General features: G+C 69.2%; 15 protein-coding genes. 2 read left to right on the top strand and 13 right to left on the bottom strand.

The genetic code is table 11. The annotated features are described in order from the left end of the window. Positions 1-44: 44 nt before the first annotated feature. The 7 genes from P3102_RS07930 to P3102_RS07900 form a co-directional block, all read right to left on the bottom strand. Positions 45-1,175, bottom strand: coding sequence for a CapA family protein (locus P3102_RS07930; RefSeq protein ID WP_276367777.1), 1,131 nt, complete (start codon positions 1,173-1,175; stop codon positions 45-47). A gap of 99 nt (positions 1,176-1,274) precedes the next feature. Beyond that, a complete protein-coding gene (locus P3102_RS07925) occupies positions 1,275-2,597 on the bottom strand; it encodes a DNA polymerase IV (RefSeq protein ID WP_276367775.1) in 1,323 nt (440 codons plus the stop codon). Next, positions 2,584-2,907: a transcriptional regulator gene (locus P3102_RS07920; RefSeq protein ID WP_034320046.1), complete on the bottom strand. Its 324-nt coding sequence runs from the start codon at positions 2,905-2,907 to the stop codon at positions 2,584-2,586. The genes P3102_RS07925 and P3102_RS07920 overlap by 14 nt, the downstream gene beginning before the upstream one ends. Next, entirely contained in the window at positions 2,904-3,497 is a 594-nt protein-coding gene (locus P3102_RS07915; protein ID WP_276367770.1) for a hypothetical protein, read from the bottom strand. The genes P3102_RS07920 and P3102_RS07915 overlap by 4 nt, the downstream gene beginning before the upstream one ends. A gap of 56 nt (positions 3,498-3,553) precedes the next feature. Further along, on the bottom strand, positions 3,554-4,285 hold the full coding sequence (locus P3102_RS07910; RefSeq protein ID WP_276367768.1) for an ABC transporter permease: 732 nt from the start codon (positions 4,283-4,285) through the stop codon (positions 3,554-3,556). Beyond that, positions 4,282-5,184, bottom strand: a complete 903-nt coding sequence (locus P3102_RS07905; RefSeq protein ID WP_276367767.1) for an ABC transporter ATP-binding protein — start codon at positions 5,182-5,184, stop codon at positions 4,282-4,284. Before P3102_RS07905 ends, P3102_RS07910 begins: the two co-directional genes overlap by 4 nt. Positions 5,185-5,327: 143 nt before the next feature. Further along, entirely contained in the window at positions 5,328-6,896 is a 1,569-nt protein-coding gene (locus P3102_RS07900; RefSeq protein ID WP_276367765.1) for an alpha/beta hydrolase, read from the bottom strand. 291 nt (positions 6,897-7,187) lie between these two features. Here P3102_RS07900 and P3102_RS07895 point away from each other — a divergent pair, with 291 nt between their 5' ends. Next, positions 7,188-8,360, top strand: a complete 1,173-nt coding sequence (locus P3102_RS07895) for a macrolide family glycosyltransferase (protein WP_276367763.1) — start codon at positions 7,188-7,190, stop codon at positions 8,358-8,360. Positions 8,361-8,444: 84 nt separating this feature from the next. Here P3102_RS07895 and P3102_RS07890 read toward each other — a convergent pair whose 3' ends face one another. The 5 genes from P3102_RS07890 to P3102_RS07870 form a co-directional block, all read right to left on the bottom strand. Beyond that, positions 8,445-10,172: an aminotransferase class V-fold PLP-dependent enzyme gene (locus tag P3102_RS07890; protein ID WP_276367761.1), complete on the bottom strand. Its 1,728-nt coding sequence runs from the start codon at positions 10,170-10,172 to the stop codon at positions 8,445-8,447. After that, positions 10,169-10,936: an amino acid ABC transporter ATP-binding protein gene (locus P3102_RS07885; protein ID WP_276367759.1), complete on the bottom strand. Its 768-nt coding sequence runs from the start codon at positions 10,934-10,936 to the stop codon at positions 10,169-10,171. The genes P3102_RS07890 and P3102_RS07885 overlap by 4 nt, the downstream gene beginning before the upstream one ends. Then, positions 10,929-11,843, bottom strand: coding sequence for an amino acid ABC transporter permease (locus tag P3102_RS07880; RefSeq protein ID WP_276367758.1), 915 nt, complete (start codon positions 11,841-11,843; stop codon positions 10,929-10,931). The genes P3102_RS07885 and P3102_RS07880 overlap by 8 nt, the downstream gene beginning before the upstream one ends. After that, positions 11,830-12,798, bottom strand: a complete 969-nt coding sequence (locus P3102_RS07875; RefSeq protein WP_276367756.1) for an ABC transporter substrate-binding protein — start codon at positions 12,796-12,798, stop codon at positions 11,830-11,832. The genes P3102_RS07880 and P3102_RS07875 overlap by 14 nt, the downstream gene beginning before the upstream one ends. A gap of 155 nt (positions 12,799-12,953) precedes the next feature. Further along, entirely contained in the window at positions 12,954-14,171 is a 1,218-nt protein-coding gene (locus tag P3102_RS07870) for a glycosyl hydrolase family 8 (RefSeq protein WP_276367754.1), read from the bottom strand. 140 nt (positions 14,172-14,311) lie between these two features. Between P3102_RS07870 and P3102_RS07865 the strand changes: the two genes are divergently transcribed. Next, positions 14,312-14,713 carry a TIGR03618 family F420-dependent PPOX class oxidoreductase gene (locus tag P3102_RS07865; RefSeq protein WP_276367752.1) on the top strand — a complete coding sequence of 134 codons (402 nt, stop codon included), beginning with the start codon at positions 14,312-14,314 and terminating at the stop codon, positions 14,711-14,713. Between the two features lie 15 nt (positions 14,714-14,728). Here P3102_RS07865 and P3102_RS07860 read toward each other — a convergent pair whose 3' ends face one another. Continuing rightward, the gene (locus tag P3102_RS07860) at positions 14,729-15,934 is read right to left on the bottom strand and encodes a GTPase (RefSeq protein WP_276367750.1); all 1,206 of its coding nucleotides are present in this window, start codon (positions 15,932-15,934) and stop codon (positions 14,729-14,731) included. Between the last annotated feature and the right edge of the window lie 106 nt (positions 15,935-16,040).

Below are 16,040 nucleotides of genomic sequence, written 5' to 3'. Positions count from 1 at the left end.
AAGGCGGGGATGGGCCGGCCAGAGCCCATCCCTGTCCCGCCGGGTCAGCGGCCGGGCCGGGTCAGCCCCTGGTTCCCGGCGCCGCGGCTGAGGACGACCTCGTCGGTGGCCTCGAGCGCTTCCGCGCCGGCGTTCCCGGCCTGCCCCGCGGTCAGGTCGAGCAGCCGGATCGGCGGGCCGAGCTGGACCAGGGTCGGCACGTATTCGGCCTTGTCGACCCTCCAGCGTTCGCCGTCCCGCACGAACCGGAACCGCGCGGCGGCTCCCTGTTCGGTCGAACCCTTCGGCTCCGAATGCCGGGCGACGCTGTTGCCGAGGCCGTACGCGACCCACTTGCCGTTGATCTGTTCGAAGGGCTGCACGACGTGCGCGTGGTGGCCGATGATCAGGTCGATCGAGTCGCCGTCGAGGAGCTTCTTCGCCAACGAGCGTTGCTCGGCGGTCGGGTCGTGCTGGTACTCGGTGCCCCAGTGCAGGCTCGCGAGGACGACCTGGGCACCCGCCTTCCGCGCGACCTTGGCCTCGGCGATCACGTCCTCGGCGTCGATCCGGTTGACCAGCCAGGGCTTGCCCGCGGGCACCTTGATCCCGTTGAACCCGTAGGAGAAGGAGAGCTGAGCGACCTTGACGCCGTTGACGTCGACGATCAGCGGCTTTTTCGCTTCTTCGGCCGAACGAGCCGAACCGGTGTGCTTGATCCCCGCCTCGTCGAGTTCGTCGAGGGTCCGGGTCGCGCCGTCGACCCCCTGGTCGATCGTGTGGTTGGACGCCGTCGAGCAGGTGTCGTACCCGGTGTCCTTGAGCGCGGCGACGATCTCGGGCGGGGCGCTGAACGACGGGTAGCCACTGTAGGGGCCGCCTTTGGGCGCGAGCGGGGTCTCGAGATGGCAGATCCCGAGGTCGGCTCCGGAGATCAGCGGTTTGATCCCGGCCAGGAGCGGCCGGTAGTCGATCTTGCCGTTGCCGTCCGCCTCGGCCTGCTCGGTCAGCGCGGGGTGGATCAGCACGTCGCCGGTCGCGACCACGGTGAACGATCCCTCCGGCGCCCGGCTCGACGGCGGCGCCTCGGCCGCGGCGGTCGGTTGTCGCCGCTGGTCAGGCGTGGTACCACACGCGGCGAGCAAGGCGGCGGCGCCGAGAAGGGCAGTGAGCTGACGGGCGCGGGAGCTGAACATCGATTCCCTCGATCGGGTGACAGTTCTGCCCATCCTGCCTTACGCCGATCGGGTAACACCCTCACCGGAAGTCACCAAGCCGCTCATGAATGATCCGCCTCACACCAGGCAGTCACCGGGTTCGCCCCGGCGCAGCGCCGGATCCTCCTGCGGGAAGGTCCGCGCCACGCCCGGCCCGCTGGACCGCGTCTCGAACCGGACGGTCACCCGCCCGTGCCCGGCCCCCTGCACCCACCCGGTTCCGTACGTTTCGTGCACGACGTCGTCCCCCGGCCGCCAACTCGACGACACCACGGGTACCGGCGCCGGCGTCGGGGCGTGCGAGACCACGGGCGCGTCCGAAGCCGCGACGGAGAGGGTGAACAGCGGATCCTGATGCGGCACCGAAAGGCCGGAGAAGGCGACCCCGGCGAGCCGCACCCCGCCGAATTCGGCCGGGTCGATCAGCAGTCGTTCCGCCATCGAGGCGAGCTGGCCGAACTCGTCGGTGGGCGACGCCATCGTTTCCGAACGGGTCACCGTGCTGAAGTCGGTGTGCCGCAGTTTCACCACCACCGTCCGCGCGACCCGGTCGGCGGCGACGAGCCGCCGGTGCGCGTGCCCGGCGAGTTCGCGGACCTCCCGGCGGAGGCTCGCCAGGTCGATCAGGTCGCGGTCGAAGGTCGTCTCCGCGCTGACCTGTTTGAGCTCCGCGCGGCCGGACACCGGCCGGTCGTCGACGCCGGTGGCGAGCCGCCGCAGGTCCCTGCCGACCACACTGCCCAAAGTGGACACCGCGTCGGCGTCGGAGAGCGCGGTCAGCTGGCCCAGTGTCCGGACGCCGATCGCCCGCAGTTTCCCTTCCGCCACCGGGCCGATCCCCCACAGCACCCTGGTCGGCAGCGGCGCGAGGAATGCACGTTCGGTGCCCTGGTCGACGACGAGCAGGCCGTCCGGTTTCGCCAGATCCGACGCGACCTTCGCGACCTGTTTCCCCGACGCCGCCCCGATCGACGCCACCAGGCCGATTTCCGACCGGATGTGCTCCCGCAGGCGAGCACCGAATTCCCGCACTTCGTCCGATGACGCCCCGGCGAGTGACGGCGGCTCCGCGAAGGCCTCGTCGAGGGAGATCCGTTCCAGCACCGGCGCGTACTTCGCGACGAGGTCGAACACCTGGGTGCTCAGCAGTTCGTAGAGGGTGAACCGGGGCGGCAGGATCACCCCGGTGGGGGGCAGGAGCCGCCGGGCCTGCGACATCGGCATGGCCGATTTGATGCCGTGTTCGCGCGCCTGGTAACTCGCCCCGGCGACCACGCCGCGCGGGCCCGCGCCGCCGACCAGCACCGGCCGCCGCGCCAGGGTCGGCCGGGTCAGCTGTTCACAGGAGGCGTAGAACGCGTCCATGTCGAGGTGGATGACCCACCGGTCATGCGCGCCCATCGCCCGGAACCTCGAGCAGACGGTGCAGGGCCTTCGTGTACTCCTCGAACGCGGCCCGGCCACGGGTGGTCAGCTCGACCAGCGTCACCGGCGTGCGGTGTTCGAAGGCCTTGGTGATCTCGACGTAACCGGCGTCCTCGAGTTTGCGCAGATGCGTCGACAGGTTGCCCGGGGTCATGTCCAGCAGTTGCTGCAGGCGCGGGAAAGTGATGCTGTCCCCCGGCCCGAGACTCGACAGTGCCACGGTGACCCGCAGCCGTGCCTGCGCGTGGATCACCGGATCGAGCTGGGGCAGCCCGTCTTCGCTCATCGCGCCCGTACCAGGAAGACCAGCGACGCCACCAGGAAGCCACCGCCGCCCGCGACGCTCAGCACGAGGAAGTTGTACGGTCCGCCGGCCAGCACGCTCGCCGCACCGCACGCGATGATCCACACACCGAGGCCGTACTGCAGTCCGCTCTGCCACAGCATCCCGCCGGCGAGGTACATCAGTCCGGTCAGCACGAGCGAGGTTCCCGACCACAGCAACGGGATCAGGTCGGTGTCGAGGCCGAGGCGGATCAACGCGGTGTTCACCACGGTCAGCCCGCCGAACGCGATCATCCAGCTCCACCCGTACATCGCCCCGACGAGCCGGGACGGCCCGCGCACGCCGCGGCCCGCCCGGATGCCGTAGACCGCCGAATACGCCATGGCCCCGACGAAACCGGCGACGACGATCACCGCGGCGAGCCACAGCGGCAGCAACGCGGTGGGCGGGGCGGAGACGTAGACGAGCCCGAAGCCGAACAGCCACACCAGTCCCCAGACGGCCAGCAGCACCGCGGGATTCGGCCCGATCTCACGCCGGGTCTTCTCCGACTGGGCGGCGATGAGCGCGAGTGACTCTTCAGGCGTCATCGGTCGCGCGTCGTCGTCTCGTCCATCCTCCACCACTTCGGAAAACTAACACGCGTTCACAGTCTCGCCGTGTCGAGCCGGAACCTCGCCATCACCACGAGCGCGGGCACCACCAGCCACGCCGCGAGCACTCCGACGGCGGTCACCGTGCCGGATCCGCCGAGCACCGGCGCGCGGCCGATCTCACCGAGCCAGTACGTCGGCATCAGGTGTCCCGCGGTGTTCATCCAGCCGGGTAGGACCTGCACCGGGATCCACAACCCGCCGAACATGCCGAGCGGGAGCATCAGCGCGCCGGTCACCGCCTGGACGGTGTCGCCCTTGCCGAACAGGCCGATCATCAGCCCCAGCACCGCGAAGGGCAGCGTCCCGAGCCAGAGCGTGCCGAAGATCGTCAGCCACTGGCCGGGTTCGAGCCGGATACCGCGGATCATCCCGGCCGCGAAGACCACCACCAAGACGGGCAGCGCGACGAACAACCCGGCCGACACCTTGACCAGCAGATAGCCCGGCGCCCGCAGCGGCGTCAGGCGCAAGGTGCGTTGCCAGCCGTCGGTGCGCTCGGTGGCGACACGGGTGCCGGTGAACAGCGCGGCGGTCATGGCGCCGTACGCGGCCATGTTCACCATGCTCACGGTCGCGGTCGAGATCCCCGGAGCGATCTCGCGGGCGCCGAAGATCCCGCCGAACACCAGGAACATCGCCAGCGGCATGCCGATGGTGAACAACGCGAACTGCGGGCTGCGGACGATGCGCTTGATCTCCAGCGCCAGGTAGTCCAGGTTCATCGCGAAGCTCCTTCGGCCACATCGGCGGTTAGCGCGATGAAGGCTTCTTCCAGTCCCACAGCGGTGATTTCGATGTTCGAGACGAGCGGGAACTCACGCAGCAGGCCGCGGACGGCGGCGTCGGAATCGGCGCACCCCAGCTCCGCGTGCCCGGCCCGCAGTACCGCGCGCGACACCCCGGGCAACGCGGCCAGCGCCGCTTCGGTGGCGCCCGGCACGACGGCGCGCAGGACCCGTCCGGCGACCGCGGCGCGGACCTCGCCGACCGGGCCGTCCGCGACGACGCCGCCGTGCCGCATGAGCACCACGCGGTCCGCGTAGTCCTCGGCTTCGGCCAGGTAATGCGTCGCGAAGAGGACCGTGCGGCCCGTCTCGGTGTACTCGCGCATCGACGCCCAGAAGCGGCGGCGCCCGTCGACGTCCATGGCCGCGGTCGGCTCGTCGAGTACCAACAGGCCCGGATCACCGACCAGCGCGAGCGCGAACCGCACCCGCTGCTGCTCGCCACCGGAAAGCTTCCCGCAACGGCGGTTCGCGTATTCGGTGACTCCGGCACGCTTGAGTACCTCGCGGACGGGCAGCGGTTTCCGGTGCAGCGAGGCGAACAGGCCGACGAGTTCGGCGACCGTCGCGTCCCTCAGCAGCGTCCCGTTCTGCGCCATCGCGCCGACCATCCCCCGGTCCATCGCCTCGGCCGCGCCGAGCCCGGTGACCCGCACCCGGCCGGAATCCGGCCTGGTCAGCCCCAGCAGCATGTCGATGGTGGTCGATTTGCCCGCACCGTTCGGCCCGAGTAGCGCCACCACCTCCCCCGGTGCGACCCGCATGCTGACGTCGGCTACGGCCAGGACGTCACCGAAGCGCTTCACCAGCCCTTCGAGGCTGAACGCGTCCACCACGACTTTCCCCCTTCGAGCACTCTGAACCACAAAGCTCACTTTCACTTTGTAACACAAAGTCCCCTGCCGGGGAAACCCCAGTGGTACGTGAAGGCCCCCTTCCTGTACCTAGGCGCAAGGAAGGGGGCCTTCACGTACTTCGGCTAGGCGGGCACCCGGGAGGTGGCCGCGTCGGGGACCGAAGCGACAGCCGCGGCGGGTGCCGGAGGCGGCACCGGGAGCGGCAGCGGCGCGCATTCGACGTCGGCCGTCCGCCCGGGTTTGCGTTCGGGCAGCGCCCCGGTCGCCAGGTAGTCGGCGATCCGGTTGTCGACGCACGCGTTGCCGCGCGGGGTGATGGCGTGGCTCGTGCCACCCGGCTCACCGATCAGACGAGCGCCGGGGAACCGGCTACGCACCTCGAGGCTGCCTTCGTACGGCGTCGCCGCGTCGAGGGTCTCACCGATCATCAGCACACTCGGCACCTTCGAGCCGTCGACCTTGACCGGCTTGCCCGGCTTCGCGGGCCAGTGCAGGCAAGGCCCGTTGAACCAGGCGTTCTGCCACGTGAAATACGGCGCCTTCGCATACGTACGCCAGTTGTCGCGCTTCCACTGCTGCCAGCTCTGCGGCCACTTCACGTCGGTGCACTGGACGGCGAGGTAGACGGCGTAGCTGTTGTCGTCTCCGCGTCCACCGAAGCCCTCGAACAGGCCCTTCATCGTCTGCCAGTCACCCTGGTTGACGAACTTCGCCAGCGCGTCGCCGAGCAGAGGCCAGCGCAGCTGGTAGTACGAAGCCTGCTGGAAGACGTCGAGGAACTCGTCGGGCCCGATGTAGCCGCCTGCCGGCACCGCGGCCAGCTTCTTCAGCTGCTCGTCGAAGACCTGCTTCACCGCGGCCTTGGTCTTGCCGAGGTGGTAGACGGCGTCGTGGGACGCGACCCACCCGAACCAGATGTCGAGATTGACGTCGTAGCCGAGGTCCTGGTTCAGGTTGGCCTGGTACCAGACGTGGCGAGGGTCCACAGTGGAATCGAGGACCATCCGGCGGACGTGCTGCGGGAACAGCGTCCCGTAGACCTGGCCGAGGTAGGTGCCGTAGGAGTACCCGTAGAAGTTCAGCCGCTCCGCGCCGAGCGCCTTGCGGATGCTTTCCATGTCCTTGACCGTGTCGGTCGTCTTGATGTTCTCGAGCAGCGCGCGGCTGTTCTTCTCGGCGCAGGCGTCGGCGTAGGACTTCGAACGCTGCAACCAGGTCTTCTCCAGCTGCCGCGTCGTCGGCACGTAGTTCGGCCGGTTGTAGTCCATGTAGTCCGGGATGCACGAAAGCGCGGGTTTGCTGGAGCCGACGCCGCGCGGGTCGAAACCGACCCAGTCGTAGGCGTCGCCGGCGTGGTTCGGCACACGCGACCCGCGGGTCGCGAGCAGCAACCCGGAACCACCGGGCCCGCCGGGGTTGGTGAGCATGACGCCTTGGTACCGCGCGTCGGGTGTCTTGTGCTTGACGCGGCTGAGCGCGAGCTGGATCTTCTCGCCGCGCGGCCTCGAATAGTCGAGCGGGACCGGCAGATGGCCGCATTCCGCACCGGCGTTGATCAACGTCTGGTCGGTGCAAGCGCCCCAGGTGATCGTCTCGGCGGGCTGCGTCTCTTCCGCGGCGACGGCGGGCGCGGTCACCGCGACCGAAACGAGCGTGACCACGGCCAGTGCGGTGCTGAGAACACGTCTCAAGGTTTCTCCCTTTCCCTCCGAAGGTGAAAGCCTCGAAACCCTATCCACGTCCATCATCCGGGGAAGCCCTCCGGTGAAGGTCCCTACCAACGGCGGGTCCCGATCGCGGCAAACCGGGCAACCGGTTAATCGGTTGGGCGGCCGCGAGCGGCGCGCTAGGATCTCGATCATGATCTGCCATATCCGCATGCGCATCGCCTGAGACGGCGTGACCGCAGGGCCGCCCGTGACCGGGAGGCCCCCTTTTCTGCGCGCCGTCTGACGTTCCTTCACGAAGGCAGACAGGACATCATGCAGAACAAGCACATCGCCATGATCGGCAGCACCGCGCCGAGCCACATCTACCCTTCGCTGGCCGTCATCCGTGAACTCGTCGCGCGCGGGCACCGGGTCAGCTACGCCGTGGGCGAACCACTCACCGGGTTGATCGCACCGACCGGGGCCGAGGTCGTCGCGCATCCGTCGATCCTCCCGCTCGGCGACCAGTCGGGATGGCCGGAGGATCCGGCGGCGCAGATGCGGGTCTTCCTCGACGAGGGCATCCAGGCGATGCCGGTGCTCACCGACTTCTACGACCGGAACCGTCCGGACCTGCTCCTGTACGACATCGGCGGGCTTCCGGCTCCGCTGCTGGCCAGGCGCTACGACGTTCCGGCGGTGCAGCTTTCGCCGACCTATGTCGCTTGGGAAGGCTACGAAGAGGACATGGGCGAGATCCTGACCTCGATCCGGACCTCACCGCCCGGAAAGGACTATTTCGCCACGTTCACCCGATGGCTGAACGAGAACGGCATCGAGGCCGATGCCTGGGAGTGGATCTCCCATCCGCCCCAGGTGCTCGCGCTGCTGCCGAGGGCGATGCAGCCCAACGTCGACCGGGTGCCGTCGTCGGTCCGGTTCGTCGGCCCGGCGCTGGACCCGGAACGCCTCGCCGACCGGAGCTGGACCCCGCCGTCGAACGACAGGAAGATCCTGCTGATGTCGCTCGGCACGGCGTTCACCGACCAGCTGGACCTGTTCCGCGCCTGCGTGGCCGGGTTCCGCGACTCGGACTGGCACGTGGTCATCTCGATCGGTCAGACCGACCCGGCCGCGCTCGGGCCGCTGCCCGGACACATCGAGGTGCGTCCGTTCGTCCCGCAGCTCGTCGTGCTGGAAGCCGCGTCGGCGTTCATCACGCACGCCGGCATGGGCGGCAGCACGGAATCGCTGTGGTACGGCGTGCCGACCGTCGCGATCCCGCTGGCCACCGATGGTTTCGGCAACGCGGCGAAGCTGGCGGAACTGGGCGTCGGCGAGCAGCTCCCGGCCGACGAGGTGACGGCCTCGACGTTGCGGGCCGCCGTCGAGCGGGTGGCCGGGTCGCCCGAGGTGGCCGCGCGGCTCGCCGAGGTGCGGGCCGAGACGCGCGGGAACGGCGGCGTCGACCGGGCCGCCGATGCCGTGGAGTCCTTCCTCCGTTAGTCCCCACTGCAATGAAGGAGTCTTTCATCGCGAATCTTGCGATGAAAGACTCCTTCATTGCACGCGCGGCACCAGCCGCAGCCCTCAGGTGCCCCGGATCTCGTTCAGGTAGTTGTAGATCGTGTACCGCGTGACGTCGAGTTCCCCGGCGAGGTGGTCCACCGAGTCCTTGATGAGGAAGAACCCCGCCTCGTCCAGTTCCCGGACCACGGCCGCCTTGTGCCGCTTCTTCATCAGGTCCACCGGGATCCCGGCCTTCGCCACCGCGCGCCCGACCAGGAACCGCTGCAGGCTGTCGACGTCCGGCGGGAACGTCTCGGGTTCGTGCCCGTCGGCTTTCGGTGCACCGTCGGAGAGCCGGTTGACGCACAGGCAGCCGATCGCGACCCCGTCGGCGTCCCGCAGGAACAGCGTCGAGGAGCGGATCGCCCGGCCGTCGGGGCCGTGGGTCTCGTAGTTCGTCAGATCCTGCGTGGTGCCGCGACGGACCAGGCCCAGCAGCAGATCCGTCATCGGCCCGCCGACCGTCCGGCCGGTGAGGTCGCCCGCGATGGCGACGATCGAGTCCGGCAGCCTGCGCAGGTCGTGCAGCAGGACTTCGTTGCCCGGCCCCAGCATCGCCGCGAGCGCGTGCACCGCCGGGACGAGCGCGGTGAGCAGGTCACTCGACACCACTCCGGCCGCGAGAACGCCGGAAAGCACCGTGACCGGTTCGTGCAGCCGCTCCAGCGCCGTCCGCACCTGTTCCGCCGCACTCGCCGGAGTGGACGCGTGCGGGGAGAGCCGGACGTGCTCCGGCCGCACGGTCGCGGCGATCCCGGCGTTCGCCAGCGCCGCCCCGACCTGTTCGGCGGCCTGCCCTGGCATAGTGAAGGCGAGGATCCCGGCCCGCCGGTCGACGGCCGAAACCACCTCTCCCCCGACGGATTTCACGACTTCTTCGAGTTCGCCGACGCGTTCGGTGATCCGCGCGGCGATGGCCGCGACGCCCGCCTCTTCGACCAGTTCCAACGCGGCGGCGAACGCGCCCGACGTGATCGGGCTCAGGTTCGAAATCGACCAGGCGGCCGCGGTCCCGTCGGCCGGATGGATCTCGTCGTCGAACAGTCCAGGGTCACGGGCGCCGGTCCAGCCGGACAGGATCGGTTCCATCCGCTCCAGCGCCCGGTCGGACAGGACGGCGAAACCGGTGCCCCAGCCCGCCCGCAACCACTTCTGCCCGCCGACGACGAGCACGTCCGCGACCTCCCACGGCGCCTCGGTCACCCCGAAGCCCTGGATTCCGTCGACCACGAGCAGCCGGTCGCCCACCACCTCCCGGATCGCCGCCAGATCGGCGCGAAACCCGGTGCGGAAGTCGACCGCGCTCACACTGACCAGCGACGTCTCCGGCGTCAGCGCGGCTTTGACCGCGTCCGCCGTGACCTTCCCCAGCGGCAGCCGCCGCACGGTCAGCCGTCCCGCCTGTTCGGCCCGCGCCCACGGGTAGGTGTTGGCCGGGAACTCCGCCGAAGACACCAGCGCCTCGCCGCCAGGCGCGTTGAACGCCGCCTGGAACAGGCCGAGACTGGTGTGCGGCAGCAACACCGTGTGGTCGGTGTCGCTGCCGGAAAGCCGCGCGGCGGCGGCCTTGGCCCTGGTCTCCTGCCGCATCAGATCGTCCACCGTGGACGGACCGGCCTTGGTGGAGGCGTCGAGCAGGCTCGCCGTCGTGTCGAGCACGGCGTGCGACGGCGGACCGAACCGCGCGAAGTCGAGGTATCCGGCCGGTTCGTCGAACTGCAGCAGGTACCGCGGGGAGATCCGCGTCATGCGAGGACCCGCGCCAGGAACTGCCGGGTCCGCTCGTGCTTCGGAGTGCTCAGGATCTCCCCCGGCGGCCCGGTCTCGACGACCATGCCGTCGGCCATGAACACCACCTCGTCGGCGGCTTCGGCCGCGAACCCCATCTCGTGCGTCACCACGACCATCGTCATCCCCTCCGCGGCCAACGTACCCATCACCGCCAGCACCTCGCCCACGAGTTCCGGGTCGAGCGCCGACGTCGGCTCGTCGAACAGCATCAGCTTCGGTTTCATCGCGAGCGACCGGGCGATCGCGACCCGCTGCTGCTGTCCGCCCGACAGCTGCGCCGGATAGGCGTCGGCGCGGTGCGCGAGGCCGACCCTGTCGAGCAGTTCGAGTGCCTGCTCTTTGGCTTCGGCCAGGGGGACACCGAGCACCCGCACCGGCCCCTCGACGACGTTCTGCAGCGCCGTCCGGTGACCGAACAGGTTGAACCGCTGGAACACCATGCCGATGTCGCGGCGCTGGCGGGCGACCTCGCGTTCCTTCAGCTCGTACAGTTTTCCGTCGCGCAGCCGGAAACCGATCGGCTCGCCGTCGACCCAGACCTGCCCGGCGTCGATCGGCTCCAGATGGTTGACACACCGCAGGAAGGTGCTCTTCCCCGCGCCCGACGGGCCGAGCAGGCAGACCACCTGTCCTTTGCGGACTTCGAGGTCGATCCCGCCGAGCACCTCGGTGTGGCCGTAGCTCTTGCGGACGCCGACGGCTCTCAGCAGCGGCTCAGACACGTTCACTCCTCACCAGCGGCGCGGTGCGCAAGGCCTTGGCGGCACGGGAGAACGGGCTCCGCGACCGGTCTTCGGAATCGAAGGCGCGCTCCAGATAATGCTGGCCGACCCCGGCGACGGTCACCACGACCATGTACCAGACGGCGGCGGCCAGCAGTGTCTCCATCACCAGCAGGTTGTTGGACGAGATGTTGTTGGCGGCGTGGATCAGCTCGGTCACGCCGATCACCGACGCCATCGACGTCCCCTTGAGCATGTTGATGAAGTCGTTGCCGGTCGGCGGGATGATCACCCGCATCGCCTGCGGCAGCACCACACGGCGCAGTGTCGCGCCCGGCGACATCCCGATCGACTTCGCCGCCTCGGTCTGTCCATTGTCGACACTGTTGAGCCCGGCGCGGACGATCTCCGCCATGTACGCGCTTTCGTTGAGCGCCAAGCCCAGCAACGCGGCGGTGAACGCGGTGATCAGCACGTTGGTCTGCTCGTGCAGGAGGTGGCCACCGAACGGCAGCGGGATCGAGATGAACTCGAAGACCAGTGCCAGGTTGTACCAGATGAGGATCTGCAGCAGCACCGGAAGCCCACGGAACAGCCAGATGTAACCGGCCGCGAACCAGCGCGCCACCGGATTCGCCGAGCGGCGCATCAGGGCGATCACGATGCCGATGACGATCGCCGAACCCTGCGCGATCACCGCGAGCAGCACGGTGTTGAGCAGGCCGACCGCCATCACCCGGTACCACAGGAACTCCGGGACGGAGTCCCACTGGATCTGGGCGTTCCCGAGCGCGATCCCGAGCAGGACCAGCAGCGCGAGGATGACGACGGCGCTGACCCAGCGACCCCAGTGCCTCAGCCGGACGATCGGCAGCGGCTCGGTCGTCGACCGGCTAGCTTCCGCCATTGAGCTTCGCCTCCTCGACCGCGCCCTGCTCGACGCCCCAGGCCTGCAGAATCCTGCCGTAGCCGCCGTCGGCGATCAGGGACTGCAACGCGCCGCGGATCGACTCCGCGAGCGGCTTGTTGTCCTTGGCGACGCCGATCCCGTACGGTCCGCCGTTGATCGGCTCGCCGGGGACGACCTCGAAGAACTTGCCCTCGCCCGCGGTCCGGGAGATGTAGACCGCGCTGGGCAGGTCGTTGAGGATGGCGGCGACCCGGCCGGTGCGGAGCTGGTTCTGGTTCTGCGTGTCGGAATCGGTCGCGGTCACGGTCAGCGCGGGCTTGCCCGCCTGCGCGCACTTGCCGTTCTGCTCTTCGGCGAACTTCTGGTGGCTCGTCCCCTGCACGACCGCGACGTTCTTGCCGCACAACGTTTCGGGGCCGGCGATCCGGTCGGGATCGCCCTTGCGGACCATGATCGTGATGCCGGAGGAGAAGTAGTCGACGAAATCGATCTGCGCCTGGCGGGTCTTGGTGTCGTTCATCGCGGCCATCGTGAGATCGACGCGGCCGGACTGGAGGCTCGTGATCAGCGAACCGAACGCCATGTCCTGGTGGTGCACGGTGACGCCCAGCTTCTTGCCGATGGCCTTGGCGAGGTCGACCTCGTAGCCGATCGGCGTCTTGCCGTCGGCGGCGTAGAAGTTGTTGGGCGCGGACTGCAGGTTCGAGGCGAGGTGCAGCATCCCGGCCTGGGTGTACTTGGCGGGCAGGGTGCCGGCGACGGCGGCGTCCTTCTGGACGGACTCGATCAACGAGGTGGTGTCCGGGATGGCGGCGGGCGCACCCGGTGCCGCGGGTTCCTGGCCGCCCGCACCGTCGGGCCCGCCGCCACAGGCCGTGGTGACGAGCGCGGCCAGGCCGGTGAGCACGGCCAGGCGCCAGATTCGGGTCAAGGTGAGCGGCGTCGACGGCATGAGGGACCTCCACGGGCTTCGGATGGTCGCCGACGCTACAACTGGCTGTTGAAGAGGTCAACTGGCAGTTGAAATTCTGTCCGATGGGTGTCCGGCGTACCGGAAGGCCCCCTTCCCGCACCCAGGTGCGAGAAGGGGGCCTTCAGGTACTTGGCTCAGACCGCGATGTAGTTCCCCGAGAGGATGATCAGGACCTGCACGGTGATGCCGGTGCCGTAGTAGTCGTCGGCTTGCGGCGACCAGGTGGTGATCGACGTCCACAGCTTGTCGAGCCAGGCCTGGCTGCCCGGGTCGTTCATCGCCGCGATGGCGAACGACGCGGTGAAACAGGGGTGCTGTCCCGTCTCGCCCGGCAGCTTGGACCCGGACAGCGTGTAGCCGGTGGTGATCTTGGCCGGGTTGCCGCCGGTGTTCTGCTGGATCCAGGTGTTCATCTTCCGCACCTGTCCCTGCGCGGGGCTGCCCGAGACGGTGATCCCGTCGACGCCGAGCCGCCACGGGTCACGGCAGGCGTTGTAGCCGTAGTGCGGGTCGTGGTCCTCGAGGAAGCCGTCCGGAGCGGGCTTCGGCGTGGAATTGGTGTTGACGACGAAGTCCGGGATGAGGCCGGTCTTCGACGCGTACTGCTGCTGCAGTTGTGTGACGGCCTTCTCCTGCCGGGTCCGGACCTGACCCCAGAAGGAGTCACCGGTGGCCTTCTCGAACGCGCGAAGGTGTCCCGGCATCCAGTCCGAGGAGCGCGAGCTGTTGATGTACTTGCCGCTGTCGGCCCAGTCCGCCAGCCGCATGAACTTGGTGTCGGGGTTGACCTCGCTGCGCTTGATCGCCTTGATGATCCGCAGCGCCTCGGCCTTGTAGTTCACCGAACCGCCGCTGCCCCAGACCTTGTCGGCCAGAAGGAGGCCGTAGGCGATCTCCAGGTCGCCGTCCGTCGCCGCGTCGCTGCCGTTGACGCTCTTGCAGCTCTCGTCCTGCTCGGCGGCGTGCAGATCCTTGTCGATCACCGACGGATGCGCCTTCACGAACTTCAGGATGCCGTCGAAGACGGTACGGGCCTGCGGATCCTTGGCGCCCATCATCGCCGCGATGGTCATCCCGTAACCCTGGCCCTCGGCCACGAAGGCGTGGTCGGCGTCCGGCGCCTTGACCGCGTAGGTGCCCGTTCCGCACTTGGTGGTCAGGAAGTTCTTCTTCCAGAAGTCGTAGTACTTGGCGAGTGCCGCGTCCTGCGTCGCCTGCGACACCGACGGGCGCAGAACTCCGGGCAGGTAGGGGGTTCCCTGAGTGGTCACCGCGGTGGCGGGGGCGGTCGTGGCGACCAGCCCGGCGGTCAGCGCGGCCGCGGCCAGCACTGTCCGAACGGTCTTTTTCATGGCTCCTCCGGAAACGTCGTTGGTGGCGGCGGCGCGTTCCGAGGGTGACATCCGGGTCGGCCAAAAACAAGAGAGTTAGGAAAGTTTCCTTACTATTACCTCAAATGACGCTTTCGTGAAGGTGGCCTAGCGTGGGACGTATGACACTCGATCTGAGCGCGCGTGGCGAGGCCTTCCGGGCCTTCTGGACCGAGCGGCATCTCGCCACCCTGACCACCGTCCGGCCGGACGGGACCCCGCATGTCGTCGCGGTCGGGGTCACGGTGGACTTCGAGGCCGGGATTGCCCGCGTGATCACGTTCCGCTCGTCCAAGAAGGCTCGCATGATCAAGGAAGCGGGCGAAAACGGCGTTCCGGTCGCCGCCTGCCAGCTCGACGGACCCCGGTGGTCCACCCTGGAGGGACGCGCGGTGCTGCGCGAAGACCCGGAGTCGGTGCGCGACGCGGAGAACCGCTACGCCGCGCGCTACCGGCAGCCCAAGCCGAACCCGGAACGCGTGGTCGTCGAGATCGCCGTGACCCGGGTGCTCGGCAACGCCTGACGCGGGCTGAAGGGGTCAACCCACGAACAAGCTGAGCAGCCCCTCGACCGAACGCACGACGACCCGGGCGGCGGCGCGTTCGGCGGGCGCGGCGTCGGCGCGTTCCGCCTCCTGCCGCCAGCGGCCGAGCGCGCCTTCCGCGGCCGCGTGGATCTCGGCGGGGCCCGCGTCCGGTTCGAGACCGAGCCGCTCGGTGGGCGCGAGTCCCTGCGCGCCGAGCAGCCGGACGGCCTCCTCCGCGATCTCCCCGGCCAACGCCGTGCGGCCACCGCGGATGCCGGCGATGAGCCGCAGTTCCCGGAAATCGTGCGCGGCCGCGGCGAAGCGCTCCACGCGGGCGGCCAGCCGGTCGCCGCGCGGAAGCGGTTCGGCGGCGAGCAGCCCTTCCAGCCGCACCACCGCCGTGCGTGCCTTCAGCACGTCGGCCCTCGCGACGAAACACCCCGCGAGTGTGTCCCGGAGGTCGCCGAGGCCACTGCGGTGCACGAGTTCCGCCGAGAGTTTCAGCCTGCTCTCGCAGCCGGTGCGGATCAGGGTGATCGCCAGGCGGACCCCGTAGAGGCCGAACCGCGACACCAGGTGTTTCCTCGACTCCGGCGGGATCCTCACCGGGAAGTGATCGTCCACAAAGGAGTCCACCGACAGGAGATACCGCTCCAGCTCCGGCCGGGAAACCGACGCCAGCGCCCGCAGTACCTCGAATTCGTCGTCGAGGAGCGCGCGCCCCGCGTACCCCAACTGCCCGGCGACCGCGATGACCCCCTGGAACCCCGCGCACCGCGGGTCCTCGCGCCAAGCCCGCCGTGCCAGCTGTTTCGCGGTGAGCAAGGCATCGATCCGGCCCGCGCCGACCTCGTCGGCGCGCCCCAGCACCAGTACCGAGTTCACCGCCGTCTGCCGCGCGAACGGGGAACCACCCACCGGCCGGGCACCGGCGAGTTCGTCGGGTTCGAGATGACGCACCAGGCGCACCGTCGCGTCGACGTGTTCGGCGGGCGCCGGGGTGTCGAACAGATCGAGTTCCCGCAACGCCCTGGTCGGCCACTCCGCCAGCGCGGAGACCAAAGTGGACTTCCCGGTGCCCGGCGTGCCGACGAAGCCGACCCGCAGCGGTTTTTCCAAGCGCTCCAGGCATTCCCGCAGCATCGCCACCGCGTGCGGACGGCCGCGATAGTGCGCCGCGGCCTCGTTCAGCAGCTCACGGACGTCGGCGGTGTTCATGCCGCCTCCGCGGGAAAAAGCACGTCGACGGTGTTCATGCCGCCCCCGCGCGAAAAAGCACGTCGACGGTGTTCATGCCGCCCCCGCGCGAAAAAGCACGTCGACG

The organism is Amycolatopsis sp. QT-25, assembly GCF_029369745.1.
In the GTDB taxonomy this organism is placed as follows: domain Bacteria; phylum Actinomycetota; class Actinomycetes; order Mycobacteriales; family Pseudonocardiaceae; genus Amycolatopsis.
Note: the sequence above shows the minus strand (reverse complement) of the source record. Positions and strands in the feature narration are given on the sequence as shown.

Bases quoted from the DNA above. Each gene is read 5' to 3' on its own strand.
- P3102_RS07920 (WP_034320046.1), bottom strand. From the start codon at position 2,907: ATGAGCGAAGACGGGCTGCCCCAGCTCGATCCGGTGATCCACGCGCAG.
- P3102_RS07870 (WP_276367754.1), bottom strand. From the start codon at position 14,171: ATGAAAAAGACCGTTCGGACAGTGCTGGCCGCGGCCGCGCTGACCGCC.
- P3102_RS07895 (WP_276367763.1), top strand. From the start codon at position 7,188: ATGCAGAACAAGCACATCGCCATGATCGGCAGCACCGCGCCGAGCCAC.
- P3102_RS07880 (WP_276367758.1), bottom strand. From the start codon at position 11,843: ATGGCGGAAGCTAGCCGGTCGACGACCGAGCCGCTGCCGATCGTCCGG.
- P3102_RS07860 (WP_276367750.1), bottom strand. From the start codon at position 15,934: ATGAACACCGCCGACGTCCGTGAGCTGCTGAACGAGGCCGCGGCGCAC.
- P3102_RS07865 (WP_276367752.1), top strand. From the start codon at position 14,312: ATGACACTCGATCTGAGCGCGCGTGGCGAGGCCTTCCGGGCCTTCTGG.
- P3102_RS07930 (WP_276367777.1), bottom strand. From the start codon at position 1,175: ATGTTCAGCTCCCGCGCCCGTCAGCTCACTGCCCTTCTCGGCGCCGCC.
- P3102_RS07890 (WP_276367761.1), bottom strand. From the start codon at position 10,172: ATGACGCGGATCTCCCCGCGGTACCTGCTGCAGTTCGACGAACCGGCC.
- P3102_RS07925 (WP_276367775.1), bottom strand. From the start codon at position 2,597: ATGGGCGCGCATGACCGGTGGGTCATCCACCTCGACATGGACGCGTTC.
- P3102_RS07910 (WP_276367768.1), bottom strand. From the start codon at position 4,285: ATGAACCTGGACTACCTGGCGCTGGAGATCAAGCGCATCGTCCGCAGC.
- P3102_RS07875 (WP_276367756.1), bottom strand. From the start codon at position 12,798: ATGCCGTCGACGCCGCTCACCTTGACCCGAATCTGGCGCCTGGCCGTG.
- P3102_RS07915 (WP_276367770.1), bottom strand. From the start codon at position 3,497: ATGACGCCTGAAGAGTCACTCGCGCTCATCGCCGCCCAGTCGGAGAAG.